This is a genomic window from Rathayibacter festucae DSM 15932 (genome assembly GCF_004011135.1).
Classification (GTDB): domain Bacteria; phylum Actinomycetota; class Actinomycetes; order Actinomycetales; family Microbacteriaceae; genus Rathayibacter; species Rathayibacter festucae.
In genome coordinates, this window is sequence record NZ_CP028137.1 from 2,876,146 (window position 1) to 2,901,724 (window position 25,579).

The following is a 25,579-nucleotide window of genomic DNA, read 5'->3' on the forward strand; positions in this document are numbered from 1 at the left end:
CGCAGAGTTCGCGGAGCGATCGGCGGCCGAGGGCGGGCGGTCAGGCCGGGACGCGCTCGCGCGGGACACGGGGCTTCGCGGCCGAGGTGAGGAGCGAGGCGAGGGCGACCAGCACGAGGACGACGGCCATCGCGCCGCGGAGGCCGAAGTGCTCGCCGAGGAAGCCGAGCAGGGGCGGGCCGACGAGGAAGGCGATGTAGCCGGCGGTCGCGACGGCGGCGACGGCGGAGGTCGGGTCCTCGCTCTCGCCCGCGGCGGAGAGCGTGACCGGGAAGCCGAGGGCCGCGCCCAGGCCCCAGAGGACGACGGCTGCGCCGGCCACGACGGCGTTGTCGGCGAAGACGACGATGCCGATCCCGACCGCCGAGACGAGGGTGCTCGCCAGCAGCACGGTCGCCTTGCCGAAGCGGGCCAGCAGCGGGGTGCCGAGGAAGCGGCCGACGGTCATCGCCGCGGCGAAGGCGGTGAACACCACGGTGCCGACGGTGGCGGAGACGCCGTGGCCGTCGACCATGAGCAGCGGCAGCCAGTCGGTCGCCGAGCCCTCGGCCAGCGCCAGGGCGAGCACGATCAGGCCGAGCATCAGCACGCGCGGCTGCTGCCAGACCGGCGTCGAGCGGACCTTCTCGCGGGGAGCGCCCTCGACGGCGCGCTCCACTCGCCCGGTCTCAACGGGGATGGACCGGATGACGGTGACCAGGAGCGCGAGCGCGACGACCGCGACTCCGACGAGCTGCCAGACCACGGGGAAGTCGATCGCCGTGAGGCCGATGCCCGCGACCGCGCCGGTGACGGTGCCGAGACTGTAGAAGCCGTGCAGCGCGGGGAGGACCGAGCGGCCCGTGAGCGTCTCCAGCGCCGCTCCCTCCACGTTGAGCGCGATCTCGGAGATGCCGATCCCGAAGCCGACGAGGGCGAGGCCGGCGGCGACGCCGAACGGGGTGGAGAGCTCGGCGAAGACGCCGGTCAGCGCGATGCCGGTGACGAAGGAGGCGCCGCCGATCACGACGGTGAAGCGCACCCCCTGCCGGCGGACCACGGCGGCGGAGGACAGGACTCCGCTCATCGAGCCGACCGAGAGGCCCAGCAGGACGAGGCCCATCTCCGCGGTCGAGGCCGCGAGCAGGTCGCGGACCGCCGGGGTCCGCACGACCCAGGAGGCCATCCCGATGCCGAAGACGAGCATGAAGGCCGAGATGGCCAGGCGGCGCTTCGCGGCGGAGACGGGGCGGGACGGCATGACTACGACGCTATCGCCCGGGGGTGGACGGCAGGCGCCGCAGGACGGACGGGGCGCCCGTCAAGCTCCCCCGTCGGCACGCGGGCCGCGGCTAGCGTCGAGGAGGGCCGGTGCCGCGGAACGACGGCGCCCCGCCCGCTCGACGACCCCGGAGGACCCCATGCCCGACCAGTACACCTTCACGAACCCCGCCACGCAGTACCCGAACGTCACGCCGCCGGTGCAGCAGCAGCCCGAGCCCGGCCTCCAGTCGCGGATGACCCCTGTCCCGGACCTCGGCGAGGACAGCTACCGCGGCACCGGCCGCCTCACCGGGAGGCGCGCGCTGATCACGGGCGCCGACTCCGGCATCGGTGCGGCGGTCGCGATCGCCTTCGCCCGCGAGGGCGCGGACATCGCGCTCGCCTACCTCCCCGACGAGGAGGAGGACGCCCAGCACGTCGTCGAGCTGATCCGCGCGGCCGGCCGCACCGCCGTGACGATCCCGGGCGACCTGACCGACGCGCAGTACTGCCGGGACCTGGTCGCGAAGGCCGTCGAGGGGCTCGGCGGCCTCGACACGGTCGTCAACGTCGCAGGCAAGCAGGTCTGGCAGGACGACGTGCTCGAGCTCAGCGACGAGCAGTTCGAGACGACCTTCGCGATCAACGTCTTCGCGCCGTTCCGCATCATCAAGGCGGCGCTCCCGCACCTCCCCGCGGGCTCCACCATCATCAACACGGCCTCGGCCGAGGCGCACAAGCCCGCGCCCGACCGCCTCGACTACGCGATGACCAAGGGCGCGATCAACAACCTGTCGAAGGGGCTCGCTCAGCAGCTCGCGTCGAAGGGCATCCGGGTGAACGTCGTCGCGCCGGGGCCGACCTGGTCGGTGCTGCAGGTGACCGCGGGCGTCGACCCGGAGAGCCTCCCCGAGTTCGGCTCGAGCGAGGCGCCGATGGGCCGCGCGGCGCAGCCGGCTGAGCAGGCGCCCGCCTACGTCTTCCTCGCGTCGGCGGAGTCGAGCTACGTGGTCGGCGAGACGCTGAACGTCAACGGCGGGATGGTCTCGCCGTAGCCGGTGCCGCCGGGTCGGCGCCCGCCCTCTACCGTGGAGGCATGAGGACGAGGCGCCGGCTCCTGCCCGTGGTGGCGGGCGTGCTGCTCGTCGTGAGCGGGATCGTCGTGTCGGCCGCCACTCCGCGCGAGGTGTCGTTCGGCTGGTTCGCGTACGCGCCGCTCTCGGAGACGATGTTCTCGCCCGTCGGGACGATGGTCGTCCCTCCCGGCCTGGCGACCGCCGCCGCGCTGATCATGCTCGGCCTGCTCGTGCTGGCGTTCTGCGCGGGCTGGCTGCTCGCCCGACGGCACCCGCGGACCGCGAGTGGAGCATCGGGACAGGGCTCCTGACGCCTCGGTCCGCGCGCCCGCGCTGTGACGCGGTGACGATGCGGCGCGAGTCGGCGACGGACCTCCGGCTCGCGGAACGCGGTTCGGCTCGCTGAATCGGGCGGATCCCACGAGCCGGAGCTGATTCCGCGAGCCGGAGCTGGACGTCGGCGGTGGCGCTCGCGACGTTCGGCACGTGGATCCGGGTCCGGCTCGTGGGATCGGCCGGTTCTCACGAGCCGAGGCTGTTCCTGCGAGCCGAGGCCGGTGCGGTGGACCTCCGGCACGTGGAAAGAGGCTCGGCTCGCCGGATCGAGTCGATTCCACGAGCCGGAGGTGACTCCGCGAGCCGGAGCCGACTCCGCGAGCCGGAGCAGATCCCAGAAGCCGAAGCTGACTCCGTGAGCCGCCGCGGAGCAGGAGACCCTCACGCGAACGGACCCGAAACGGGCCCTGTGCCTGGAGGGGAGCCCGATTTCCGTCCATTCGCACGCGGCTCCGACTGCGAACGGACCCGAACCGGGCGCTGCGCCCGGAGCGGAGCCCGATCCCCGTCCGGTCGCGCGCCGGGAAACGGGCCTCGCGTGGAGGCCAGGGCCCGTTCCGCGTCCGGTCGCGGAGCCGCCCCCGGGAACCGGCCCGCCGCTAGGGTGAGCGCACCCGCCGCCGCCGCGATCCCCGCGCGACCGGGACACCCCGAGAGGCGGCCGCCGTGGTCCCCGACATCAACCCATGGGCGGTCGGACTGGCCACCCTGTCGACGATGCTCGTCGGCTCGATCTGGTACACCCCGAAGGTCTTCGGCACGCTCTGGATGCGGCTGGCCGGCATCAGCCGGGAGCAGATGAGCAGCCGCAGCGCGGTCGTCCCGGTCCTCGTCACCGTCGTGGTCAGCCTGGTCACCGCGCTCGTCCTGGCCGGCTGCGTCGACATCGCGCACGCCTTCTACGGCGGCAGCTGGTTCGCGAACTCGGTGATCACCGGGCTGTTCCTCTTCGTCGGCTTCACCGCCGCGCGGATGATCACCCACGACGCCTTCGAGGGCCGGCCGGCCAAGCTGACGATCCTGAACATCACGCACGAGCTCGTCACGATCCTCGTGATGGCCGTGATCATCGGTCTGCTGCCCGCCTGACGCCGGGTCGACACCGGCGCCGGCAGGGTCAGCCCTCCGGCAGCTCGGCGAACGTGCGCTTGGCGCCGTTGTACCAGCCCATCGACTGCACCGGGTGGCGCCAGCGGTTCTTCATGTCGTTGCGCGCCTCCTCGTGGACGGCGTCGCCGCCCTTCACCGCGTCGCGCAGGTGCCGGTCCTGCAGGTTGATGACGACGTCGGCCGAGTCGCCGCGGTGCTCGAGATCGCAGGGTCCGCCGAGCTGGCGGCAGGTCATGGTCTTCATCGGGTGCTCCTTCTGTCGGGGCCCGGGTGGGCCTCTCTCCTGTTCGACGGCCGGGGAGCCGCCGATGTGACACGACACGCCGGAGCGCGTCAGCCCGCGTCGACCGCGGCGCCCTCGCGCCGGACGATCGACGCCAGCACGGCCGGGTCCGCCCGGAAGACGACGCCGGCGACCCGCCCGTCGAGAACGGTGAAGTCGAAGGCGACCTGCGGGGCTCCGCGGTGGAACCAGGCGGCGCCCGGCCGCCCGTCGACGATCGCGGCGAGCGCCGCATGAGCACTGCCGTCGAAGAAGGCGGCCACGGCTTCGCGACCGTCGATCCGCTCCGGGGTCCCCGCGGCGAGCGCGTCCGCGTCCGCGCGGATGCTCGCGCCCGGCGCCAGCAGCTGCAGCAGTCGCGCCAGGTCGCCGCCGCGCGCCGCCGCCAGGAAGGCGTCGACCACCTGCCAGTCGGCGACCGGCCCGTCTGCGGCTCCGGCCGTCGTCTTGGCGCGCGCCCGCGAGGCGAGCTTGCGCGCCGAGACCGCGCTGCGACCGAGGATCTCGCCGATCGTCGCGAAGTCGACCCCGAAGCTATCCGCGAGCACGAACGCGACGCGCTCGTTGGGCGTCAGGGTCTCGACGACGACGTGCAGGGCCTGACCGACGGCCTCCGCGCGCTCGAGCCCCACACCTTCGGTGTCCGTGCCGGTCTCGACGAGCTCGGCGGGCTCCGGGATGCGCGCGCGCAGCCGGTCGAGGCAGAGCCGGGTGGTGACCGTCGTCAGCCAGGCCGGCAGGTTGTCGATCGCGGCCGTCGTGCCGTGCAGGCGCAGCCACGCCGACTGCACCGCGTCCTCGGCCTCGTGGTGGTCGTCGAGCAGCCGCGAGGCGAGCCGGGTGAGCCGGCCGCGCTCCGCCTCGAAGGCGACGGCCTGCTCGTCGACGGTGTGGGACACGCGTCCTCCTGACCGGACCTGCGGCGGCCGCAGCTCGCGCCCCGGCCGCCGGTCCGGAGGAGGACCGCGCGGTGAGGGACGCCCCCAGTGTCGCGGCCGGTCGCCGCCGCGACAAGAGCGACGGCGGCCGGCCCCCGTGTCAGCGGTCGGCGCGCGCGTCCTCCGGAGCCTCCGACCGCACCTCGGTGGCCGGGGCCGCGAGGCTCTCGCGGTGCAGGCGCTCCGCCTCCTCGCCGCCGACGGCCTCGCCGCGGGCGACCATGCCGGACTGGTCCGACAGCGGGATCTGCTTGAGCAGCAGCGCGAGCACGAAGGCGATCGCGATGAAGGGCAGCAGGTACCAGAACACCGGCGCCAGCGACTCGGCGTAGGCGCGGACGACGCCGTCGCGGACCTCGTCCGGCAGGGCGCTCAGCGCCTGCGGGTCGAGGGTCGCGGTGGCCGCTCCGACGTCGGCGACGCCCGCGTCGGTGAAGACGCCGGTCAGCTTCTCGGCGAGGGAGTTGGTGAAGATCGTGCCGAACACGGCCACGCCGAGCGAGGCGCCCACCTCGCGGAAGTAGTTGTTGGTGCTGGTCGCCGTGCCGATCATCTCGGGGGCGACGGCGTTCTGCACGACGAGGACGATGACCTGCATGATCAGGCCGAGCCCCGCGCCGAAGAAGAAGAGGTAGACGCAGATCAGCGGGATCGGCGTCTCGGCGGTGAGCGTCGTCATCGCCGCCATCGCGAGGCCGGTGAGCAGCGCGCCGACGATCGGGAACGCCTTGTAGCGGCCGGTGCGCGAGATCGCGATGCCCGAGTAGATCGACGTGCCCATCAGGCCCGCCATCATCGGCAGCATCAGCAGGCCAGAGGCGGCGGCGGAGGTTCCGGACGCCATCTGCAGGAAGGTCGGCACGAAGGCGATGGCCGAGAACATGCCGAGGCCGAGGGTGAGGCCGATCGCCGTCGCGTTCACGAAGATCGGGTTGCGGAAGAGGCTGAGCGGGATGATCGGGTCCTCGGCGCGCGACTCCACCCAGATGAAGCCGGCGACCGCGGCGATCAGCCCGGCGCCGAACGCCCAGGTCTCGAGGGCGCCCCAGCCGTGCGCGGCGTCGCCGCCGAAGTCGGTGAAGAAGATCAGGCAGGTGGTGGCGATCGAGAGCAGCAGCACACCCGGGACGTCGATCCGCTTGGTCGCCCGCTTGCTGGGGAGGGTCAGCGCGAACCAGGCGATCGCGAAGGCCGCGATGCCGACCGGGATGTTGATGTAGAACGCCCACTGCCAGGTGAGGTGGTCGACGAAGAGGCCGCCGAGCAGCGGGCCGGCGACGGCGGAGAGGCCGAAGACGGCGCCGAGCGGGCCCATGTACTTGCCGCGCTCGTTGGCGGGCACGATGTCGGCGATGATCGCCTGCGACAGGATCATCAGCCCGCCGCCGCCGAGGCCCTGCAGCGCGCGGAAGACGACGAAGGACCAGAAGTCGCCGGCCAGCGCGCAGCCGACCGAGGCGAGGGTGAACAGCGCGATGGCGATCAGGAACAGCGTGCGGCGGCCGAGGACGTCGCCGAACTTGCCGTAGATCGGCATCACGATCGTGGTCGCGAGCAGGTAGGCGGTGGTGATCCAGGCCTGGTGCTCGACGCCGCCGAGCTGGCCGACGATGGTCGGCATCGCGGTCGAGACGATGGTCTGGTCGAGGCTGGAGAGGAGCATGCCGGCGATCAGCGCGGAGAAGATGATCCAGATCCGGCGCTGCGTGAGCAGGAGCGGTGAGGCGGTGGCGGGGGCGGTCATGGTGTCCTCGGGGTCGGGTGGGGCGAGAGGGAGCGGGGCCGGCCGGCGCGGCGGGGGCCGGGTCAGCCCAGGAGCAGGCGCGTCACGGCCGCGATGCGGTCCTGCGCGAGGCGCTCGAGCGGCACGGAGCCGTCGGAGTCGAGGTAGGCGCCGACGGCGCTGCGGATCACGGTGCCGGCGGTCTGCACGGCGAGCAGCACGGCCGGGTCGGCGGGGTCGAGCCGTTCGCGCCGCGCGACGAGGTCGGCGACGAGCCGGTCGCGCTGGGTGCCGACGTCGAGCAGGGCCTGCAGGAGCTTCGGCTCGCGATCGGCGACGGCGACGAACTCGCGGACGCTGTCGGCGTTCAGGCCGATCGCGGCGAAGTGCACCGCGCCGAGGGCGACGAGGGCCTCGAGCAGCGAGACGCCCGGGCGGCGGGTCAGGAACTCCGCGACGCTGTCGTCGTCGAGGCCCTCCTCGGGCCGGCCGACGATCGCGTACTCCTTGCTCGGGAAGTAGTTGAAGAAGGTGCGGCGTGAGATGCCGACCTCCTCGCAGAGCTCCTCGACGGTGAAGCCCGAGAAGCCGTGGCGGATGGTCAGCTCGCGGGCGGTGCGGGCCAGCTCGCTGCGCCGCTCGGCCGCGCGCTGGTCGCGCCGGGTCGCGGTCGCATCTGCTTGCATACTGTGCATCATTGCACCATCGGGGTCAGGGTGCAATGCCACGAGTGTCGCGCAGCTGTGACCCCCGTCCGGGTGACTAACGGCCCTCAGCGGCGACCGGGGGCGCACCGTTCGATACCGTCATCGCGGAGGCGAGACACCGTCTCCGCACGCAGACTCGGGGGGACGATGTCGCAGCAGACCAGCCAGGACCCGGCGATCGGCGCCGACGCACCGCTCGGGGCGCCCGACGACCGGGACCGCCGCGCCGCCGTGATCGAGGCGCTGGGCCTGATGGGCTCCGGCCCCGAGGAGCGCTTCGACCGGATCACCCGGATGGCGCAGGAGCTCTTCCAGGTGCCGGTGGCGGAGATCCACATCCTCGACGAGACGACGCTCTTCACGAAGTCGCCGCAGCCCGAGGGGCCGGTGTCCTACCCGCGCGCGGGAACGTTCTGCGACGCGACGCTCGCCCAGCGGAGCACGCTCGTCGTCCCCGACCTGGGCGCCGACGGAGCCTGGGCGCAGCACGTGCACGTCTCCGGACCGCCGCACGTGCAGTTCTACGCCGGCCGCCCACTCACGGTGGACGACGGCCTGCAGCTCGGGACGCTCTGCCTGCTCGACTTCGTCCCCCGCGCGCTCAGCCCGGAGGAGGAGCTGCTCTTCGAGGAGTTCGGCCAGTGGGTCGAGCGCGAGCTGCGCGACACCGCGGAGTGGGACCGCGCCGCCGACGTGCAGGCCCGCCTCTCGCCCACCGCGTTCCGCCACCCCGCCGGCTACGACCTGGCCGGCGCCTCGCTGCCCAAGTGGCAGATCTGCGGCGACTTCTACACCTGGACCGCCACCGAGGCGGTCGTCGACCTGACCCTCGTCGACGTGATGGGCAAGGGCACCGGCGCCGCGATCCTCGCCGCCGGCATCCGCGCGGCGTTCCGCGCCCGGGCCGGCGGCGCTCCGGACGCGGTGGTCGCCGCGGTCAGCGAGCAGCTGCAGCCGGACTTCTCCGCCACCGAGACCTTCGCGACGCTCTTCCACGGCCGGCTCGACACCGCGACCGGCCGGGTCGACTTCGTGGACGCGGGCCACGGGCTCACCGTCCTGCTCCGCGCCGACGGGACCTTCCACCGCCTCGCCGCGCTCGGCCTCCCCCTCGGCATCGCGGAGGACGGCGGCTGGGTCACCCAGACCGTCGATCTCGCCGTCGGCGACTCCCTGGTCTCCTTCACCGACGGGGTGCTCGACCTCTTCGACGGGACCCTGCAGTCGCTCGTCCTCGCGGCCGACCTCGTCCGCACCTCCGAGGGCGCCATCGGCTTCCTCACCGCTCTGACCGCGCTCGCCGGCTCCGGCCGCGCGCTCGACGACATCACCGCGCTCCTCGTGACGCGGACCCACGACACCCCGCGCCCCGCCGCGGACACCGACCAGGAGCAGGCATGACCTTCAGCACCGAGACGATCGCTCCCGGCGTCGCCGTGATCACGGCGGCGGGCCGGCTCAATCTCGCCGCGGCACGGGATCTGCGGACGGAGGTGCGCAGCGCTCTCGACGAGGGCAGCAGCCGCATCGTCGTGGAGCTGAGCGAGGTCACCTTCATGGACTCGTCCGGACTCGGCGCGCTCGTCGCCTGCCTGAAGAGCGCCCGCCAGGCCGGGGGCGACCTCCGGATCGCCGCCCCGAGCGAGCAGGTCACCATGGTGCTCGAGCTCTCCAACCTCGACCGCGTGCTCGTCGGCTACGCCTCGGCCGGCGACGCCTACCGTGACTGAGCGCACCCTCGCCTTCCGGACGCCGCCCGACGACATCGAGCTCGTGCACGACCTGCTCGACTCGCTCTTCGGCGAGCGCGCCGACGTCGGTGCCCGCGACCGGATGGAGTTCGAGACGGCGCTCGTCGAGCTCGTCTCCAATGTGATCCAGCACGCCGTCTCGACCACCGCGGTCCTCTGTCGCCTCGTCGTCACCGTCGACGACGAGGCGCTCCGGGCCGAGCTGGTCGACACCGCCGACCCGCCCGGCGTCGACACCGGCCCGCGGGAGATGCCGGACGCGTTCGCCGAGTCGGGTCGCGGGATCGCCCTCATCCAGGCACTGGTGACCGACTTCGACTACGAGCGCACCGCGAGCCGCAACCTCTGGTCGATCCGCAAGGACCGCGCCCTGCAGGCCTGACGCGCGGGGTCGCTCGGCCTCAGCCGATCGTGTGCGCCGTGATGACCGCCGCGGCGCGCGCGAGGTCCTCGACGACCTCCTCCTCGCCCAGGCGCGGGGACGCCCGCAGCACCTCGACGCTGACCGCGCCGTAGCGCTCGTCGACCGCCGCGAGCAGCGCGGTGCCGGAGTCGGTCAGCTGGAGCAGGACGCTGCGGCGGTCCTGCGGGTTCGAGACGCGGTCGAGGTGGCCGGCCTTGGCCAGGCGGTCGAGCAGCGCGGTCACCGCTCCGGTCGTCAGCGACAGCTCGAGCCCCAGCCACTTGGGCGTCAGCCCGGGCGACTCGGCGAGCGCCTCCAGCGCGCTCAGCTCCGAGATCCCGATCCCGGCGTCGAGGGCGACCGCGGCGCGCAGGTGACGCTGCGCCGTCTCGAGCTGCCGCAGCGCCTGCCGGAGGGCCGCGCCGGCGGGCTGCTCGCCGCCGTCGGCGGGGGGTGTGTTCTCGGGATCCATGCGGCCTTCTCGGGTGTCGGAGCGGGGGTGGGAGCGGGTGTCGGAGCGGCGACGTCGCCGGCGAGGTGGCTGTCCCCACAACAGGGGGTATTAGAACGATTGCAAAGTATCTTTGCCATCAAGTAAATTACTCGACAAGCCAGAAAACACCCCACAGCGAACTGCACGGCAGTTCACCTTCTACCCGATCAGGAGTCCTGTCATGTCGAACCACACCGCAAAGCGCAAGCGCGTCCGTTTCGCCCCCCTCGTCCTCGCCACCAGCGTCGCCGCCGCCGCGCTGCTGTCGGTCTCGATGTCCGGAACCCTCTCCGGCTTCGTCGCCAGCATCACCAACACCAACAACACCGCCGCCTCCGGCTCGCTCGTCATGGAGGAGAAGTCGACCGGCACCACGCCCGTCACCTGCCTCAGCACCGACGGCGGCTCGGTCAGCACCAACACCGCGACCTGCTCGACCATCAACAAGTTCGGCGGCTCGACCACCATGGTCCCCGGCCAGACCGTGAGCACCTCGATCACCATCAAGAACGCCGGCACCGTCTCGGCCAACACCTTCACGCTGACCCCGGGCGCCACCTGCGCCCAGTCGGTCAACACCGCCGCCGGCTCCTCGGGCACCGCGACCGACTTCTGCTCCAAGCTCAACGTCGTCATCACCTCCGGCAGCACCACCGTCTACAGCGGCACCGCCGCCGCGCTCGCCGGCACCGCCGCCAAGTCGCTCTCCGCCGCCCCCGTCACCGCCGGCACCAGCACCCCCTTCACCATCGCCGTCACGCTCGACTCCTCCGCCGGCAACACCTACCAGGGCCTCTCCGCCTCGCTCCCCCTCACCTGGACCTTCGCCAGCTGATCGAGCCGGCCCGGCTCGCGCCGAGCGAGGCACGCGCCCGGTCCATGCCGAGCGAGACACGCGTCCGCTCACGCCGACCGAGGTGCACGCCCGGTTCATGCTGATCGAGTAGCCCGCGCAGCGGGCGTATCGAGATCCCCCACCGAAGACCGCTTCCCCCGAAGCACCCGCCCCACCCCGAGAAACGCCCCCGCAACACCCGACACCCGCACCCCGGGGGCCGCCACCCAGGCGGCCCCCACCCCGCCGAGGAGGTGGAACCCGTGACCACGCTGCAGACCCGCCCCGCCCCCGCGCTCCCCGGATCCACCGCCGTCCCCACCGGCACCGCCTCCCCCCTCACCACCACCGCCCCCGTCTCCACCCCCGAGCCCCGCTCCCCCCGCTCCCGCCTGCGCACCGTCGCGACCTGGACCGTCACCGCCCTCGTCGCCGCCCTGGTCGTCGCCGCCTTCCTCTTCCACGCCTCCGGCGGACGCTGGTTCATCGTCCAGACGCCGTCGATGGGCACCGCCGCTCCCGTCGGCACCCTCGTCCTCACCGCCCCGACGCCCCTCGAGGACATCCGCGTCGGCGACGTCGTCAGCTTCCACCCCACCACCACCCCCGACGAGACCTACACCCACCGCGTGGTCGACCTCGCCGACGACGGCACCCTGGTCACCCGCGGCGACATCAACGGCGCGACCGACCCGTGGGCGACCGGCGCCGAGCAGCTGATCGGCGAGGTCGTCGTCGCGCTCCCCGGCGCCGGCTGGCTCGCGAAGGGCCTGCCGATGCTCCTCGCCGGCACCGTCCTCGTCCTGCTGCTCACCCGTCTGCTCTCCTCCCCCACCCACCGCGCCGCGATGCGGGTGCTGGGGATCTCGCTCGTCGCCTCCTTCACGGTCTTCGTGCTCCGCCCGTTCGTCGGCATCGTCGTCCTCGAGGCGACCGTGGAGGACGGGCAGACGGACGCCTCGCTCGTCTCGGTCGGCATGCTGCCGATCCGCGTCACGGCCGTCGGCGGTACCCATGCCGACCTCGTCTCCGGCCAGGTCGGCAGCATCCAGGTCCCGGCCAACGGCGAGGACTTCTACAACGTGTCCTCGGCGCTGCACCTGCCGCTCTGGGGCTGGATCCTCTTCGGGGCCCTCTGCGCCACCCCCGTGCTCTGGACGATGCTGGTCGGACTCCCCGCCGACGCCGAGCCGCGCGGCGAGCACGGCCGCCGGGCCCGCGCCGCCGAGGCCGCGCCGACCGAGACAGCGCCCGCCGAGACCGAGTCGGCCGCCCGATGAGCCGCCACCGCCGCACCCGCTCCGGTCTCCTGGCCCGCCTCCGCTCCGCGGCGCCGCGGACCCCGCGCACCACCCTCGCCGCGCTGCTCGTCGCCGCCCTCTCGGCCGTGCTGTTCCTCGCCCCCGCCACCTCCGGCGCCTACGTCGCCTCCATCCGCAACTCGAACAACACCGTCGGCAGCGCCGCCACGTTCTTCACCTGCGACTCGGCGCTCGCCGCCGACAAGGGCGACGCGCTCTTCTCCTACACGCTCGCGCAGGCGACCGGATCGACCACCGCACCCGACACCGACTCCGGCGCCTACCCCGGCACCTACCGTCCGGCGATGACCAGCTCGCCGACCACCCCGAAGGCCTGCCCGCGCGACGCCGGCGGCTCCTGGCTGCTGAACGGGACGAACGGCTTCCTCAGCACGCCGCTGCTGCTGAACAACCCGACCACCTTCAGCACGGAGATCTGGTTCAAGACCACCGTCGCGGGCGGCAAGCTCTTCAGCTTCAACACCAGCCGCGACAGCGCCGGCAGCCAGTACGACCGGCACACCTACGTCGGCGCGGACGGCCGCCTCGTCTTCGGCATCTACAACAACGGCGTCCAGTCGATCACCAGCCCGAACCCCGTGAACGACGGAGCCTGGCACCACGTCGTCTCGACGATCTCGCCGACCGCCGGGATGAGCCTCTGGCTCGACGGCGTGAAGGTCGCCGGCAACACCGCCTTCCGCACCCCCGAGAACAGCAACGGCTACTGGAAGATCGGCTACGACACCCTCGGCGGCTCCTGGACGAACGTCGGCCCCGCCTCCTTCTCCGGCAGCCTGCGCTACGCCGCCGTCTACTCGACCGTGCTCACCGCGACCCAGATCCAGAACCACTACAACGCCGGTCGCTGAGCCGCCGCTCCGCCCCGACCCGCACCGCCCTGCCCTGCCCTGCACCGCCCTGCACCCGCACCGCTCCGCCCTGCTCCGCCTCGCCCGCTCCCCTCCGCACCCGAACGGACCCCGCCATGACCAGCACCCCCGCGCCCGGACTCTCCCGCCGCTCGCTCACCACCACCGCCCTCTGGACCGTCCCCGTCGTCGCGATCGCCACTGGCGCACCCCTCGCCGCCGCGTCGACCGCGCCCTGCACGAGCGTCACGCAGTTCGCCGCGACGAACGCGAGCGGCAACCCCGCCGTCCTCGGCGCGACCTCCGCCTCCGGCCGCACCTCGACGATCCGCATCACCTCGACCCTCGCCGCGGGCACGACCGACCTCTCCGGCGGCACGCGCTACAACATGAGCCAGAACGGCTCGGGCTGGGCCGGCAACGCCCCCGGCGGCGTCCCCTCCGAGTACTCCTTCGCCGGCTTCGGCCCGGCGGGCGCGCTCGTGCTCAATCAGCGCCGCGAGGGCGACCTCGCCGTCCTGCCCACCCCGGGATCCGACGCGCAGACCCTGACCTTCGAGTTCCGCGACGCCGACGGCGCGCTCTTCGACCCCGTCGACTTCCAGCTGACCATCTTCGACATCACCTCGAACACCGACGCGAACTCCTGGGTGCCGACCTACTGGGACGCCGTCGGCTTCAGCACCGAGCCGACCTCGATCGCCACCTCGGGCTCCCTCTCCGGCGCCGGTGCCGGCACCCTCGCCGACCCCTTCCGCCGCGCGACCGGGAACGAGTACACGACGGCGGGCGTCACCCGCTCCGACACCTTCCACTTCGGCGTCTTCCCCTCGGGCAGCACCCTGACCTACACCCAGCACGACGGCCGTCAGGGCTGGCACTTCGTCTCGCTCACCGACCTCCGGTTCGGCGCCGACGACTGCTAGGTCCGTCCCGGACGCGTTGCTTGCGACGCTCCACTTCCGAGGCCCACGCGAGAGCGTGGGTTTTCGGCGTCTCCCCGCCGCGCTGCCAGGATGAGGGCATGCGCGCTCTCGTCCTCGACTCCGTCCGCGGCGAGCCGGAGGTCCGCGACGTCCCGACGCCGGTCGCCCCGGCCGACGGCGTCGTCGTGCGAGTGCTGGCCACCGGGCTGTGCCGGAGCGACTGGCACGCCTGGGCCGGGCACGACGACCTCGCCTTCCCGCACGTCCCGGGGCACGAGCTCGCCGGCGTGATCGCCGAGGTCGGGCCCGAGGTCCGGAACTGGGCGGTCGGCGACCGGGTGACCGTGCCGTTCGTCTGCGGCTGCGGCCGCTGCGAGTGGTGCCTGCAGGGCGACGCCCAGGTCTGCCCGGACCAGGAGCAGCCCGGCTTCACGCACTGGGGCTCGTTCGCCGAGCTCGTCGCGCTGCACGCGGCCGACACCAATCTCGTCGCGATCCCGGAGGGCGTCGACTTCGCCACCGCCGCGAGCCTCGGCTGCCGCTTCGCCACCGCCTACCGCGCGCTGGTCGGGCGAGCCCGGGTGCAGCCCGGCGAGTGGGTGACCGTGATCGGAGCGGGCGGCGTCGGCCTCAGCGCCGTGATGGTCGCGCACGCGCTCGGCGCCCGCGTCATCGCCGTGGACCGGAACGCCGCGGCCCTCGAGGTCGCGGCGAGCGTCGGAGCCGAGCACGTCCTCCTCGCCGACGGCCGCGATCTGCCGGCCGCCGTGCACGCGCTCACCGGCGGCGGGAGTCACGTCGCCGTCGACGCCGTCGGCAGCGAGCAGACCTGCGCCGACGCGCTGCTCAGCCTGCGCCGCCGCGGCCGGCACGTGCAGATCGGCCTGCTGCCGCCGGTCGAGGGCCACCCGCGCGTGCCGATGGCGCGCGTCATCGCCTGGGAGCTGGACGTCCTCGGCAGCCACGGGATGGCGGCGCGCGACTACCCGGGGATGCTCCGGCTGATCGAGCAGGGCGTCCTCGCCCCGCAGCGCCTGATCGAGCGCACGATCGGACTCGAGGAGGCGGCCGAGCTGCTGCCCGTGTTCGACCGCGCGAGCCCGGCGGGTATGACGATCATCGACCCCACTGGTCGTCGGTAACCGCTTTCCGATACGCTGGCCGGATCATGCAGCGCAGACGAGACGACCGCAGCCACCCGCTCTCCGGAGTCCGACCGTGATGCCGCGGATCGGGCTCGTCGGCATCGGCGGCTACGGCGCCTCGCACCTCGGCGCCGTCCTCGCGGCGCACCGCGACGGCCGCGTCCGGCTCGTCGGCGTCGCCGACCCCCGGCCGCCGGTCGAGGGGCTGCTCCCCGACGGCGTCGCGCACCACCCCGACGCGACCGGCCTCTTCGCCGCCGGCGGCACCGACGTCGTCATCATCAGCACCCCGATCCACACCCACGCCGCGATCGCCCTCGCGGCGATGGACCACGGCAACGACGTCCTGCTGGAGAAGCCGCCGGCCGCCTCGCTCGCCGAGTTCACCGCCATCACGGAGCGCGCCGCGGCGATCGGCTCGCTCGTGCAGGTCGGCTTCCAGAGCCTCGGCTCCTCCGCGATCCCGGCGATCCGCGCGGCCGTGGCCGACGGCGAGATCGGCGACGTCCTGCGCTACGGCGCCTCCGGAGTCTGGGTCCGCGACGACCGCTACTGGTCACGCTCCCCCTGGGCCGGCCGCCGCACGCTCGACGGCGCAGTCGTCGCCGACGGCGTCCTGACCAACCCCTTCTCGCACGCGACCGCCACCGCCCTCGCGATCGCCGGCGCCGACCGACTCGAGGACGTCGTCGACGTGCGCCTCGACCTGCGCCGCGCGAACGACATCGAGGCGGACGACACCTCGGTCGCCGTGCTGACCCTGGCCGACGGCCTGCGGGTCACGACCGCGGTCACCCTCTGCGCCGAGCGGCCGGAGGAGCCCTCCGTCGAGATCGTCGGCACCCGCGGGACGCTCCGCTTCTACTACACGCTCGACGTCGTGCAGCTCGTGCGCGAGGACCTGCCGCCGCGCACACTGCAGTACGACCGGATCACGCCGTTCGAGGGGCTGCTCGCTGCCCGCGAGCTGGGCACGCCGCTGCACGCCGGGATCGAGCGCACCGGAGGCTTCCTCCGCCTGCTCGAGGCGGTGATGGCCGCTCCGGCGCCGCGCGCGCTGCCCGCGGACGCCTGGCGCGAGGTGCAGGACGTCGAGGGGCGCCACCGCGTGGTCGACGGAGTCGAGCACGCCCTGCAGGAGGCGCTGCGCCGCGAGACTACGTTCGACGCGCTGGATCTCTCCTGGAGCTGAGCCCGCTACTCCTCTGGAAAGAAGGAGCCCGGTCCGCCGCTCACCCTCCAGCGACGGCGGACCGGGAGTTCAGGGGTGCGCCGCTCAGAGGTGCGGCGACACCGTCTCGGCGAAGGTCGCGACGACGCGCTCCGCCACCTCGGGGTACGCCGTGTCCCAGACCTCCTGGTGGAAGATCTCGACCTCGACGTCGCCGGCGTAGCCCGCCTCGACGACCGCGCGGGTGAGCGATGCGAAGTCGATGACGCCCTCGCCCGGGTAGCGGCGGGCGAGCAGCACGTCGGCCGGCAGCGGGGTCACCCAGTCGCAGACCTGGTAGCTCGCGATCCGGCCCTCCGCTCCGGCGCGGGCGATCTGCGCGAGGACCTGCGGGTCCCACCAGACGTGGAAGGTGTCGACGACGACGCCGACCGCGGCCGCGTCGAACGGCGCGGCGAGGTCGAGGGCCTGGCCGAGCGTCGACACGACGGCGCGATCCGAGGCGTACATCGGGTGCAGCGGCTCGATCGCCAGCTGCACGCCCGCCGCCGCGGCGTCGTCGGCCAGCTCCGCCAGAGCCTCCTGCACGCGGGCCCGGGCGCCGAGCACATCGCGCGAGCCGGCCGGCAGCCCGCCGGCGACGAGCACGAGCGCGGGGGCGCCGAGCGCCGCCGTCTCCTCGATCGCGCGGCGGTTCTCGTCGATCGCCGCCCGCCGCTCCGGACCCTCGGGCGCGGTGAAGAAGCCGCCGCGGCAGAGGGAGGAGACGCGCAGGCCGGAGTCGGCGACGAGGCGCACGGCCTCCGCCAGCCCGACCTCGGCGACCGGCTCGCGCCAGAGGCCGATCGCGGACATGCCCGCCGCGACCGTGGTGTCGAGCGCCTCGGCGAGCGAGGCGTGCTTGATCGTGGCCTGGTTGAGCGAGAGGCGCGGGTCGGCGCTCACGCGGTGACCGCCTCGACCAGGTGCAGCGCCTCGACGCCGCGGGTGACCTCGACGCCGTTCAGCGCGAGCAGCCCGGTCCAGCGGTCGGCCGCGAGCTCCGGCCGCTCCAGCGCACCGGAGGCGTTCGCGAGCCGGACGATCTCGGACAGGTGCGGCAGCGAGCGCGCGGAGTGCAGCCCGCCCACCATCGAGAAGGCCGGCTGGTGGCCGTTCAGCCAGGAGAGGAAGGCGACGCCGGTCTTGTAGTACTGCGTCGGCGCGGCGAAGACCTGGCGCGAGAGCGCCTCGGTCGGGCCCAGCACGCGGCGGTACTCGGCGGTGTCGCCCGCGTCCAGCGCCTGGATCGCGGCGGAGGCGCTCGGCGCCAGCGCGGCGAAGGCGCCGAGCAGCGCGTCCGACCAGCGCGGCGTGCCGTCGGCGTCGGGGGCGCCCTCGATCAGGCCGACGTAGTTGAAGTCGTCGCCGGTGAAGAGGGTCGCACCCTCGGGCAGCCGCGAGCGCAGCGCGATCTCCGCGTCCGCGTCCAGCAGCGACATCTTGATGCCGCGCACCGAGGCGAGGTTGTCCTCGATGATCCGCTGCACGACAGGGAAGGCGTCGACCGGGTCGGCCGCGCCGAAGTAGCCCTCGAGCACGCCGTCGAAGGCGGTGCCGAGCCAGTGCAGGACGACCGGCTTCGTGGCGCGGGCGAGCACGGCGGCGTAGACCCGCTCGTAATCGGCGGCGGTCTCCGCGGCGCGGGCCAGGTGGCGGCTGGCCATCAGCACGACCTCCGCCCCCGCGTCCTCGGCGAAGGCGAGCTGCTCGACGTAGGCGTCGATGACGGTGTCGAGCGGGACGACGTCCTCGGTGAGCTGGTCGGTGTTGATCCCGACCACGAGCGCCCCGCCGACCGACGCGGCCTCGGCGGCGCTGCGGCGGATCAGCTCCTGCGTCGCGCTCCAGTCCAGGCCCATGTTGCGCTGCGCGGTGTCCATCGCGTCGGCGACGCCCAGGCCCCAGGACCAGACGTGGTGGCGGAAGCCGAGCGTCGCGTCCCAGTCGATCTGGGCCGGGTGGCCGGGCCGGTTCTCGCCGTGCACGAGCGGCACGACGTGCGCGGCGGCGTAGGCGGTGCGCGAGCGCAGCGGAGCGGTGGGCCGCGTGTGCGCGGGCGCCGGGAGCAGCTCGATCGAGCGGGTCGCGCCGTCGGCGCCGAGGAGGGTCAGCCCGCTCACTGGACGGCGCCCGCCTGCACGAGCACCTCGGCGTCGGCGGCGGCGTCGAGCGCGGCGACGTCGATGCGGCGCCCCTCGCGGGAGGACTCCAGGCCCAGCTCGGCGAGCCGCACGCCGCGGGCGCCGGCGAAGAAGTCGTACTCGTGCGGGGCGTCCTCGACCACGTGGCGGATGAACTGCTCCCACTGGGTCTTGAAGCCGTTCTCGAACACGTCGTTGACGGGCAGCTCCTGCCAGTCCTCGGCGTAGTCGTGGGTCTCGGGCAGGTCGGGGTTCCAGGTGGGCCTGGGAGTCGCGACGCGCGGCTGGATCTTAGCGCCGAAGAGGCCGACCACGGCCGAGCCGAGCGTGCCGTCGACCTGGAACTCGACGAGCTCCTTGCGGTCGACCCGCACGACCCAGGAGGAGTTGAGCTGTGCGGTGATGCCGCCGGCGAGATCGAAGATCGCGTAGGCCGCGTCGTCGGCCGTCGCCGTGTAGGGCGCGCCGTTCTCGTCGACCCGGGTCTCGATGTGGGTGGTCGCCTTGGCGTAGACGCCCTCGATCGGCCCGAAGAGGTTCTCCAGCACGTAGTTCCAGTGCGGGAACATGTCGACGATGATGCCGCCGCCGTCCTCGCTGCGGTAGTTCCAGCTCGGGCGCTGCGCGGCCTGCCAGTCGCCCTCGAAGACCCAGTAGCCGAACTCGCCGCGGACGCTGAGGATGCGGCCGAAGAAGCCGGAGTCGATCAGGCGCTTGAGCTTCTGCAGGCCCGGCAGGTAGAGCTTGTCGTGCACGACGCCGTTCTTGATGCCGGCCTCCTTGGCCAGTTCGGCGATCTCGAGCGCCTCGGCGTAGGACTCCGCGGTGGGCTTCTCGGTGTAGATGTGCTTGCCGGCGGCGATCGCCTTCTTGATCGCGGGGACGCGCGCCTTCGTCACGAGGAAGTCGGCGTAGACCTGCCACTTCGGGTCGGCGAGCGCGGCGTCGAGGTCGGTGGTCCAGTTCGTCAGGCCGTGCTTGCCGGCGAGCTCGGCGAGCTTCGCCTCGGAGCGCCCGACCAGCAGCGGCTCGACCTGCACGCGGGTGCCGTCGGAGAGCAGCACGCCGCCCTGCTCGCGGATCGCCAGGATCGAGCGGACGAGGTGCTGGCGGTAGCCCATCCGGCCGGAGGCGCCGTTCAGGATGATCCCGAGGGTGGGGGTGGTCGACTCTGACACGGTGCGCCTTTCGAAGGAGGGGAAGCGTTTTCCTGATGCTAGCCGCGGACCGGTGCTGTGGGCAAGCGCTTTCCCACCCAGCGGAGGAACGGCGGTGGGCGGGTCTCGATACCCGCTGCGCGCTACTCGACCAGCAAGGGCCGGCTGCGCCGACGCGCTTGCACGTGTTCCATGCTGATCGAGTAGCCCGCGGAGCGGGCGTATCGAGATCCACCACCGTCAGAACAGGCGTCTGCAGACCTGCCCTTCGGGGGACGGCGGGTCTCGATGCGCCCCTGCAGGGCTACTCGACCAGCACGACGCGCGCTACGCGGGCGGCGCGGAGCGCGGCGGGGTGCTCGCGCGCAGGACGACGCGGGTGGGCAGCTCGACGGAGGCGCCGTCGGCCTCGTCGCCGAGGGCCGCGGCGACGGCGCGCTCACCGAGCGCCGCGAGCGGCACCGCGACCGTGGTCAGGCCGGGGTGCACGTCCTCCGCGATGGGCGCGTCGTCGAAGCCCGCGACGCCCATGCCCGCGCCGGGCTCGACTCCGGCCGCGCGCATCGCGGAGGCGACGCCGACCGCCATCAGGTCGGTGACGGCGAAGACCAGGTCGATGTCGGCGGAGCGCCCGGCCAGCAGCGCGGCCGCCGCGTCGAACGCACCGTCCCGGGTGAGCGGCGCCTCGACGATCAGATCCGGATCGACGCTCACCCCGGCCGCGGCCAGCCCCTCGAGGAACCCCGCGACGCGGTCGGACGACGTCAGCACCGCCTCCGGACCGCGCACGATCGCGCAGCGCCGATAGCCGGCCTCGGCGAGCGCCGCCGCGAGCGCGCGGGCTCCGGCGCGGTTGTCCACCTGCACCGAGGGGAACGGCAGCCCGCCCTGGCTGATCATCGCGACCCGCCCGCCGGACGCCTCGTAGGCCTGCAGCTCGGCGATCAGCGCGTCGCGGTGCCGGTCGGCGGCGAAGCGGCTGCCGGCCAGGACGATCGCCCGCGGCCGCCCACCGCGCAGCGAGCGGACCAGGCCGAGCTCCTTGTCCGGGTCGCGGTCGGTGACGGCGATCCGCACGTCCAGCCGCGCCGCGTCGGCCGCGCCGATCACCCCGGAGGCGATGCCCGAGAAGTACGGGTCGGTGATGTCGCTGACGAGCAGCGCGATCGTCGAGGTGGTCCCGCGGGCGACGGCCTGCGCCGCCGGATTCGCGGAGTAGCCCAGCTCGGCCGCGGCCGCCTCGACCCGCTCGCGGTACTCGCCCTGCACCTTGCGGGCGCTGCCGTTGAGCACCCGCGAGGCGGTGGCCAAGGACACTCCCGCCGCCCGGGCGACGTCGTGCAGGGTCGCGGCGGCGGTCGTTCGTCGTGCTGCCACGGTGCTCCTCGGGGTCCGGCGGCGGCTTCCCGCGCGCTCGCCAGTGTACGGAGGAGCCGGGACGCGGAGGAGGCGGGTGTCCGCGGAAGGGCGCTCCGCTCAGCCCTCGTCGAGCGGCGACACCCCGGTCAGCTCGACGGCGCGGTCCCAGAGCCGGCGCGCGGCGTCCCGGTCGCGGGCGGCGCGGTTCGGGTTCACCTGGCGCGGCGCCCCGCGGACCTCGCCGAGGCCGCCCGGTCCGTAGTAGGCGCCGGAGCGCGCGTCGGGCGAGGTCGCCGCGAGCAGCGTCGGCAGCGCGCCGTCGTCACCGCTCTGCCCGACCGTGCGCATCAGCGCGCCCATGATCGCGCCCTGCCCGTCGCCGGTGTGCGTGTGCAGCTCGGTGACCGACATGCCGGGGTGCGCGGCCATCGAGCCGACGCTCGAGCCGGCCCGGCGCAGGCGCCGGTGCAGCTCGAACGCGAAGACGAGGTCGGCCAGCTTCGACTGCCCGTACGCCGGCCACGGGCTGTAGCGGCGGCGCTCCCAGTTCAGGTCGTCGAAGTCGAGCGTGCCGAAGCGGTGCGCGAGGCTCGAGAGCGACACCACGCGGTCCGCGATCCGCGGCAGCAGCAGCCCGGTCAGCGCGAACGGGCCGAGGAAGTTCGTGCCGAACTGCAGCTCGAAGCCGTCCGCGGTGCGCCCCTCCGGGACCGCCATGATGCCGGCGTTGTTGACCAGCACGTCGATCGGCCCGGTCGCCTCGGCGAACTCGCGCACCGAGGCGAGGTCGGCGAGGTCGAGCCGCCGGACGACGACGTCGCCGCCCATCCGCTCGGCCGCCCGCTCGCCCTTCTCGACGGTCCGGCAGGCGAGCACCACGCGGGCTCCGTGCTCGGCGAGCGCCCGCGCGGTCGCCTCCCCCAGTCCGCTGTTCGCGCCGGTGACGACGAACGTCCTGCCGGTCTGGTCGGGGATGTCTGCGGCGCTCCAGGAGGTCATCCGCCCACCCTAGATTCCGGGCGTGCACGCCGCCTGGACGCCGGTCAGTCCTCGGTCCAGCGGTACCAGTGCGCCACGACGACCGGGCCGAGCTCGAGAAGAGGAGAAGCGTCTCGTCGCCGGCGCTCCGCGGCGCTCCCGGTCAGGCCGATCCGCGCGTCGGGCGCCATCGGCAGGAGCTCCAGGACGACGTCCCCGGAGTCCGCGCCCAGCTCGTCCAGATCGAGCACCCACGGCCCGCCGTCCCAGAACTGATCGGCGACGGCCTCGCCGCCGACGAGGATCCGGGCGACGTCGCCCGCCCAGTGGATCTCGAGCTCGCGCCGCTGCGCCGCCGGATCGGTCTCCGGCAGCTCGAGCCGGTGCGCGGCCGCGGCGGCGAAGTCGGCGTCCCGGGGTGCGGAGGCGCGGCCCGCGGACTCGCCGTAGGACACCGGCACGGCGCCGCTCGCGCGGAGCGGCACCGCGTCGACCGCCGGATCCGGCCGCATCGACGCCGCCGATCCGGCGACGGGGATGAAGCGCTGCCCTTCCGGGTCGTAGACGCGCGGCAGGCGACTCCCCGCCCGGACGTCCCCCGCGATCCGCCCCGCTCCGTCGAGCCAGACCGGGTCCTCCGACAGCACGAGGCGGCGCTCCCCCGAGCCCTGGTCGGCGAGCACCGACGCCTCCTCGCCCGCCTCCGCCGACAGGACCAGCACCGAGCACGCGCCGCCGTCGCCCTGCGCCCGCACCAGCACCGGCTCCTCGACATCGAGCCGGAGGAGCGCCCCGTCCCGCCGCTCCCCGTCCACCTCGAGCTCCGTGCCCTCCGCGAAGGCCAGCTCGGCGACGACCCCCGCGGCCGCCACCAGGACCAGCGTCGGCTCCGCCCCGTCGAGGAGCGTCAGCGGCGTCGCCGTCGCCCACTCCAGCCGGACCCCGCCGACCGTCAGGCGCACCGGCCAGACCATCAGCGTCCCGGCCGGCACGGGCGTGCTCACCGAGGGGAACCGCACGACCTCGTCGTCGAGACCCACTTCGAGCACCACGCCCGGGTGCTCCGGCAGCGGCTCGTGCGGCTGGTGCCAGGTGACGAAGACGAAGCCGCTCGACCCGTCGCTGCGCAGCGCCCAGCGCAGCGTGTCCGTGTCCTGCTGGTCGACCGGCAGCTCATCCGGCAGCGTCGACGGCATGCCGGCGAGCTGCTCGCCGAACGCCTCGAGGAAGGCGTGCTGGCGCCGCAGCAGCGCGAGCGTCGGCGACGGCCGCCCGCTCGCTCCGATCGGCGCGCGGAAGTCGTAGTCGAATCGCGGCAGGTCGTTCGGGTAGCCGGTCGCCTGCGACTCCTGCAGCCCGTCGGCGACGGCGCTCCGCGGGTTGGTCCCGCCGGCGTACATGTAGTAGCCCTGCCAGGCCGAGCCGTTGCCGATCTTGGTGTGCGCGACCGCCGCGATGTCGAGCGGCTGCACGGCCGGGCGCCGGTGGTAGGCGGTGGCCATGCCGCCGCCGAGCTCGCAGGTCGCCGGCGGGTAGTCGAGCGAGGGGGCGCGAGGCGTCACCGCGTCCGTCGTCGCGCCGCGGACGTCGGCGCCGATGCCCGGGTCGTCCCACTGGTGGCTGAAGAAGAAGTGGTCGCGGAACGTCGAGTCCCACGGCGAGTCGGACTCGACCCAGAAGCCGTCCGCGTAGCCGCCGAACAGCGGCAGCACCTCGTCCAGCGGCAGATCGGCGCCGCCCCAGCCCGTCGACGTCCAGATCGGCGCCGTCAGCCCCGCCTCCCGGGCCAGGCCCTTCAGGGTCCGGATGTGCTCGGGCTGGTCGTAGATCTCGTTCTCGATCTGGATCGCGACCACGTTGCTGCCCGGTCCGCACCGCGACGCGAGCTGCCCGCCGAGCGCGCCGAACCAGTCCCGGACGAGCGCGAGGTACCCCGGGTCGTCGGTCCGGTGCTCCACCTCGGCGGCCTGCACCCAGTCCGGGAAGCCGCCGTTGCGGACCTCGCCGTGGCACCACGGCCCCACCCGCAGCACGACGTCCAGCCCGACCTCGGCGCAGAGGTCGACGAACGCGCCGACGTCGAGGTCCCCGTCGAAGCGGCGCTCCCCGCGCACCTCCTCGTGGTGGATCCAGATCACGTAGAAGGCCACGACCGTCACGCCGCTCGCGCGCATCAGCCGCAGCCGCTCCTCCCAGCGGGCGCGGGGCACGCGGCTGTAGTGCAGCTCACCGGAGACCGGGATGAAGGGCCGGCCGTCGCGCAGCACCGAGCGGCTGGTCAGCCGCCAGCGGTCGTGGCGGTCGACCGCGTTGCTCATCGCGGGCTCCCGCGCGGGCGCGGCCCATGGGAGGTGCCGCACGGTGGCAGTGCTGACGGTATCCTGGCGTGCTGCGGTCATCGAGATGCTCCTTCGGATCCGGTCGACGATCCCGTCCACGCTAGCGGGAGGCCGATCCGCAGCCGCCGCCGTCAGCGCCGCGCCCGCGTCGACGCCCGCGCGACCAGCTCCGGCAGGAACACCGTCTGCCGCGGGATCAGCTCCGGGTCCGCCGCCTCCTCGAGCAGCACGCGCAGCGCCGTCCGCCCGATCACGGAGCTCGGCTGCCGCATCGAGGACAGCGGCACGGCGGCGGCCGCGGCGAAGGAGATGTCGTCGAAGCCGATCAGCGCGATCTCGTCCGGCACCAGCATCCGCCCGTCGACGGCGAGCGCCTGCAGCAGCCCGAGCGCGACCAGGTCGTTGGCCGCGAAGAGCGCGTCGGGGCGGTCGCGCCGCGGCCGGGCCAGGATCCGCATCCCGGCGGCGACCCCCTGCGCAACGGTCAGCGCCGTGGTCGCCACGACCTCGAGATCGACCGACGCATCGCTGTTCTCCACCGCGACCCGCGCGCCCGCCAGCCGGTCGGTGACCTGGCGGATCTCGAACGGCCCGCCCACGAAGGCCAGCCGGCGCCGCCCGGTCGCGATCAGGTGCTCGGCCGCCATCCGCCCGCCCGCGACGCTGTCGACCGAGACCGAGCTGTAGCGTCCGTCGCCGCTGAAGCGGTCGACCAGCACGACCGGCACCCCGCGCCCGCGCAGCTTCTCCAGCCGCTGCGAGATGTCGCCGTACGGCGCGATCAGCACGCCGCGCACCTGCTGCTCCTCGAACAGGTCCAGGTACTGCCGCTCGCGCGACGGGTCCTCGTCGGTGTTGCCGTAGAGCACGGCGATCTGGTGGCGCGACGCCTCGTCCTCAGCGCCGCGCACCACGTCGTTGAAGAACGGGTTCTGCCCGTCGAGCACCACGAAGCCGACGGTCGAGCTCACGCCGTTGCGCAGCTTCCGGGCCGCGTCGTTCCGCACGTAGCCGAGCGACTCGACGGCGGCGTTCACCCGGGCGAGCGAGTCGTCGGAGACCTCGTCCGGCCGGTTCAGCACGTTGGAGACCGTGCCGACCGAGACGCCGGCGCGCAGGGCGACGTCGCGGATGCTCACTCGCGCCACATCGCCTCCCCTGGGACGCCGAGCCGCATCTCGCGTTGACCGCTCCGGCTCAGCGTCCCTATAGTAGCGATGAAGCTGGATGAATCGATTCAGGTCCTCTTCA

At 73.6% G+C, this 25,579-nt stretch carries 25 protein-coding genes; 12 read left to right on the forward strand and 13 right to left on the reverse strand.

The genetic code is table 11. The features are described 5' to 3' along the window. Nucleotides 1-40 precede the first annotated feature (40 nt). Nucleotides 41-1,240 carry an MFS transporter gene (locus C1I64_RS13265; RefSeq protein WP_123446743.1) on the reverse strand — a complete coding sequence of 400 codons (1,200 nt, stop codon included), beginning with the start codon at nt 1,238-1,240 and terminating at the stop codon, nt 41-43. Nucleotides 1,241-1,400: 160 nt separating this feature from the next. Between C1I64_RS13265 and C1I64_RS13270 the strand changes: the two genes are divergently transcribed. The 3 genes from C1I64_RS13270 to C1I64_RS13280 all read left to right on the forward strand — a co-directional run bounded on the left by C1I64_RS13270 (nt 1,401) and on the right by C1I64_RS13280 (nt 3,743). Next, a complete protein-coding gene (locus C1I64_RS13270) occupies nt 1,401-2,297 on the forward strand; it encodes an SDR family oxidoreductase (RefSeq protein ID WP_127887522.1) in 897 nt (298 codons plus the stop codon). 41 nt (nt 2,298-2,338) lie between these two features. Continuing rightward, nucleotides 2,339-2,629: a hypothetical protein gene (locus C1I64_RS13275; RefSeq protein ID WP_127887523.1), complete on the forward strand. Its 291-nt coding sequence runs from the start codon at nt 2,339-2,341 to the stop codon at nt 2,627-2,629. A gap of 691 nt (nt 2,630-3,320) precedes the next feature. Beyond that, nucleotides 3,321-3,743 (forward strand): DUF1761 domain-containing protein, encoded by a 423-nt coding sequence (locus C1I64_RS13280; protein ID WP_127887524.1) that lies wholly within the window; start codon nt 3,321-3,323, stop codon nt 3,741-3,743. 28 nt (nt 3,744-3,771) lie between these two features. Here the strand turns inward: C1I64_RS13280 and C1I64_RS13285 are convergent, their stop codons facing one another. The 4 genes from C1I64_RS13285 to C1I64_RS20370 all read right to left on the reverse strand — a co-directional run bounded on the left by C1I64_RS13285 (nt 3,772) and on the right by C1I64_RS20370 (nt 7,394). Continuing rightward, on the reverse strand, nt 3,772-4,008 hold the full coding sequence (locus C1I64_RS13285; protein WP_127887525.1) for a hypothetical protein: 237 nt from the start codon (nt 4,006-4,008) through the stop codon (nt 3,772-3,774). 89 nt (nt 4,009-4,097) lie between these two features. Continuing rightward, nucleotides 4,098-4,946, reverse strand: coding sequence for a sigma factor (locus C1I64_RS13290; RefSeq protein ID WP_127887526.1), 849 nt, complete (start codon nt 4,944-4,946; stop codon nt 4,098-4,100). A gap of 139 nt (nt 4,947-5,085) precedes the next feature. Then, nucleotides 5,086-6,729, reverse strand: a complete 1,644-nt coding sequence (locus C1I64_RS13295) for an MDR family MFS transporter (protein WP_127887527.1) — start codon at nt 6,727-6,729, stop codon at nt 5,086-5,088. Between the two features lie 62 nt (nt 6,730-6,791). Beyond that, a complete protein-coding gene (locus tag C1I64_RS20370; protein WP_164874545.1) occupies nt 6,792-7,394 on the reverse strand; it encodes a TetR/AcrR family transcriptional regulator in 603 nt (200 codons plus the stop codon). A 168-nt stretch (nt 7,395-7,562) separates the two neighbouring features. Between C1I64_RS20370 and C1I64_RS13305 the strand changes: the two genes are divergently transcribed. From C1I64_RS13305 to C1I64_RS13315, 3 genes are read left to right on the forward strand one after another with little or no spacing between them, the layout of a single operon-like run. After that, nucleotides 7,563-8,816 carry a PP2C family protein-serine/threonine phosphatase gene (locus tag C1I64_RS13305; RefSeq protein WP_123705479.1) on the forward strand — a complete coding sequence of 418 codons (1,254 nt, stop codon included), beginning with the start codon at nt 7,563-7,565 and terminating at the stop codon, nt 8,814-8,816. Then, complete coding sequence (locus C1I64_RS13310; RefSeq protein ID WP_123446750.1) at nt 8,813-9,145, forward strand: STAS domain-containing protein; 333 nt, start codon at nt 8,813-8,815, stop codon at nt 9,143-9,145. Before C1I64_RS13305 ends, C1I64_RS13310 begins: the two co-directional genes overlap by 4 nt. Next, nucleotides 9,138-9,548, forward strand: coding sequence for an ATP-binding protein (locus tag C1I64_RS13315; RefSeq protein WP_123732725.1), 411 nt, complete (start codon nt 9,138-9,140; stop codon nt 9,546-9,548). Before C1I64_RS13310 ends, C1I64_RS13315 begins: the two co-directional genes overlap by 8 nt. 19 nt (nt 9,549-9,567) lie before the next feature. Here the strand turns inward: C1I64_RS13315 and C1I64_RS13320 are convergent, their stop codons facing one another. After that, the gene (locus C1I64_RS13320) at nt 9,568-10,041 is read right to left on the reverse strand and encodes a MarR family winged helix-turn-helix transcriptional regulator (protein WP_123732724.1); all 474 of its coding nucleotides are present in this window, start codon (nt 10,039-10,041) and stop codon (nt 9,568-9,570) included. A 202-nt stretch (nt 10,042-10,243) separates the two neighbouring features. Here C1I64_RS13320 and C1I64_RS13325 point away from each other — a divergent pair, with 202 nt between their 5' ends. The 6 genes from C1I64_RS13325 to C1I64_RS13350 all read left to right on the forward strand — a co-directional run bounded on the left by C1I64_RS13325 (nt 10,244) and on the right by C1I64_RS13350 (nt 16,333). Continuing rightward, nucleotides 10,244-10,897 (forward strand): hypothetical protein, encoded by a 654-nt coding sequence (locus tag C1I64_RS13325; RefSeq protein WP_123446753.1) that lies wholly within the window; start codon nt 10,244-10,246, stop codon nt 10,895-10,897. A gap of 263 nt (nt 10,898-11,160) precedes the next feature. Next, nucleotides 11,161-12,177: a S26 family signal peptidase gene (locus C1I64_RS20140; protein WP_164874546.1), complete on the forward strand. Its 1,017-nt coding sequence runs from the start codon at nt 11,161-11,163 to the stop codon at nt 12,175-12,177. Continuing rightward, a complete protein-coding gene (locus tag C1I64_RS13335) occupies nt 12,174-13,070 on the forward strand; it encodes a LamG domain-containing protein (protein WP_127887528.1) in 897 nt (298 codons plus the stop codon). Before C1I64_RS20140 ends, C1I64_RS13335 begins: the two co-directional genes overlap by 4 nt. Nucleotides 13,071-13,186: 116 nt before the next feature. Next, nucleotides 13,187-13,996, forward strand: a complete 810-nt coding sequence (locus C1I64_RS13340) for a hypothetical protein (RefSeq protein ID WP_127887529.1) — start codon at nt 13,187-13,189, stop codon at nt 13,994-13,996. A 98-nt stretch (nt 13,997-14,094) separates the two neighbouring features. Continuing rightward, nucleotides 14,095-15,138, forward strand: a complete 1,044-nt coding sequence (locus C1I64_RS13345; RefSeq protein ID WP_127887530.1) for a zinc-dependent alcohol dehydrogenase family protein — start codon at nt 14,095-14,097, stop codon at nt 15,136-15,138. Nucleotides 15,139-15,217: 79 nt separating this feature from the next. Beyond that, nucleotides 15,218-16,333, forward strand: coding sequence for a Gfo/Idh/MocA family protein (locus C1I64_RS13350; RefSeq protein ID WP_243587922.1), 1,116 nt, complete (start codon nt 15,218-15,220; stop codon nt 16,331-16,333). Between the two features lie 84 nt (nt 16,334-16,417). Here C1I64_RS13350 and C1I64_RS13355 read toward each other — a convergent pair whose 3' ends face one another. The 7 genes from C1I64_RS13355 to C1I64_RS13385 all read right to left on the reverse strand — a co-directional run bounded on the left by C1I64_RS13355 (nt 16,418) and on the right by C1I64_RS13385 (nt 25,476). Then, nucleotides 16,418-17,257: a sugar phosphate isomerase/epimerase family protein gene (locus C1I64_RS13355; protein ID WP_127887532.1), complete on the reverse strand. Its 840-nt coding sequence runs from the start codon at nt 17,255-17,257 to the stop codon at nt 16,418-16,420. Continuing rightward, nucleotides 17,254-18,474 carry a DUF993 family protein gene (locus C1I64_RS13360; RefSeq protein WP_127887533.1) on the reverse strand — a complete coding sequence of 407 codons (1,221 nt, stop codon included), beginning with the start codon at nt 18,472-18,474 and terminating at the stop codon, nt 17,254-17,256. Before C1I64_RS13360 ends, C1I64_RS13355 begins: the two co-directional genes overlap by 4 nt. After that, nucleotides 18,471-19,616 (reverse strand): Gfo/Idh/MocA family protein, encoded by a 1,146-nt coding sequence (locus C1I64_RS13365; RefSeq protein WP_127888571.1) that lies wholly within the window; start codon nt 19,614-19,616, stop codon nt 18,471-18,473. Before C1I64_RS13365 ends, C1I64_RS13360 begins: the two co-directional genes overlap by 4 nt. A gap of 363 nt (nt 19,617-19,979) precedes the next feature. Continuing rightward, complete coding sequence (locus C1I64_RS13370; protein ID WP_127887534.1) at nt 19,980-21,029, reverse strand: LacI family DNA-binding transcriptional regulator; 1,050 nt, start codon at nt 21,027-21,029, stop codon at nt 19,980-19,982. Between the two features lie 99 nt (nt 21,030-21,128). Then, nucleotides 21,129-22,010 carry an oxidoreductase gene (locus C1I64_RS13375; protein WP_127887535.1) on the reverse strand — a complete coding sequence of 294 codons (882 nt, stop codon included), beginning with the start codon at nt 22,008-22,010 and terminating at the stop codon, nt 21,129-21,131. Nucleotides 22,011-22,054: 44 nt separating this feature from the next. Continuing rightward, the gene (locus C1I64_RS13380; protein WP_127887536.1) at nt 22,055-24,388 is read right to left on the reverse strand and encodes a beta-galactosidase; all 2,334 of its coding nucleotides are present in this window, start codon (nt 24,386-24,388) and stop codon (nt 22,055-22,057) included. Between the two features lie 71 nt (nt 24,389-24,459). Beyond that, nucleotides 24,460-25,476: a LacI family DNA-binding transcriptional regulator gene (locus C1I64_RS13385; protein WP_123705492.1), complete on the reverse strand. Its 1,017-nt coding sequence runs from the start codon at nt 25,474-25,476 to the stop codon at nt 24,460-24,462. Between the last annotated feature and the right edge of the window lie 103 nt (nt 25,477-25,579).

What these genes read in the sequence shown, in the direction of transcription:
- C1I64_RS13265 (WP_123446743.1), bottom strand. Translation starts at nt 1,240, where the DNA reads ATGCCGTCCCGCCCCGTCTCCGCCGCGAAGCGCCGCCTGGCCATCTCG.
- C1I64_RS13270 (WP_127887522.1), top strand. Translation starts at nt 1,401, where the DNA reads ATGCCCGACCAGTACACCTTCACGAACCCCGCCACGCAGTACCCGAAC.
- C1I64_RS13275 (WP_127887523.1), top strand. Translation starts at nt 2,339, where the DNA reads ATGAGGACGAGGCGCCGGCTCCTGCCCGTGGTGGCGGGCGTGCTGCTC.
- C1I64_RS13285 (WP_127887525.1), bottom strand. Translation starts at nt 4,008, where the DNA reads ATGAAGACCATGACCTGCCGCCAGCTCGGCGGACCCTGCGATCTCGAG.
- C1I64_RS13295 (WP_127887527.1), bottom strand. Translation starts at nt 6,729, where the DNA reads ATGACCGCCCCCGCCACCGCCTCACCGCTCCTGCTCACGCAGCGCCGG.
- C1I64_RS20370 (WP_164874545.1), bottom strand. Translation starts at nt 7,394, where the DNA reads ATGCAAGCAGATGCGACCGCGACCCGGCGCGACCAGCGCGCGGCCGAG.
- C1I64_RS13305 (WP_123705479.1), top strand. Translation starts at nt 7,563, where the DNA reads ATGTCGCAGCAGACCAGCCAGGACCCGGCGATCGGCGCCGACGCACCG.
- C1I64_RS13310 (WP_123446750.1), top strand. Translation starts at nt 8,813, where the DNA reads ATGACCTTCAGCACCGAGACGATCGCTCCCGGCGTCGCCGTGATCACG.
- C1I64_RS13320 (WP_123732724.1), bottom strand. Translation starts at nt 10,041, where the DNA reads ATGGATCCCGAGAACACACCCCCCGCCGACGGCGGCGAGCAGCCCGCC.
- C1I64_RS13325 (WP_123446753.1), top strand. Translation starts at nt 10,244, where the DNA reads ATGTCGAACCACACCGCAAAGCGCAAGCGCGTCCGTTTCGCCCCCCTC.
- C1I64_RS13335 (WP_127887528.1), top strand. Translation starts at nt 12,174, where the DNA reads ATGAGCCGCCACCGCCGCACCCGCTCCGGTCTCCTGGCCCGCCTCCGC.
- C1I64_RS13340 (WP_127887529.1), top strand. Translation starts at nt 13,187, where the DNA reads ATGACCAGCACCCCCGCGCCCGGACTCTCCCGCCGCTCGCTCACCACC.
- C1I64_RS13345 (WP_127887530.1), top strand. Translation starts at nt 14,095, where the DNA reads ATGCGCGCTCTCGTCCTCGACTCCGTCCGCGGCGAGCCGGAGGTCCGC.
- C1I64_RS13350 (WP_243587922.1), top strand. Translation starts at nt 15,218, where the DNA reads ATGCCGCGGATCGGGCTCGTCGGCATCGGCGGCTACGGCGCCTCGCAC.
- C1I64_RS13365 (WP_127888571.1), bottom strand. Translation starts at nt 19,616, where the DNA reads ATGGGCTACCGCCAGCACCTCGTCCGCTCGATCCTGGCGATCCGCGAG.
- C1I64_RS13375 (WP_127887535.1), bottom strand. Translation starts at nt 22,010, where the DNA reads ATGACCTCCTGGAGCGCCGCAGACATCCCCGACCAGACCGGCAGGACG.
- C1I64_RS13380 (WP_127887536.1), bottom strand. Translation starts at nt 24,388, where the DNA reads ATGACCGCAGCACGCCAGGATACCGTCAGCACTGCCACCGTGCGGCAC.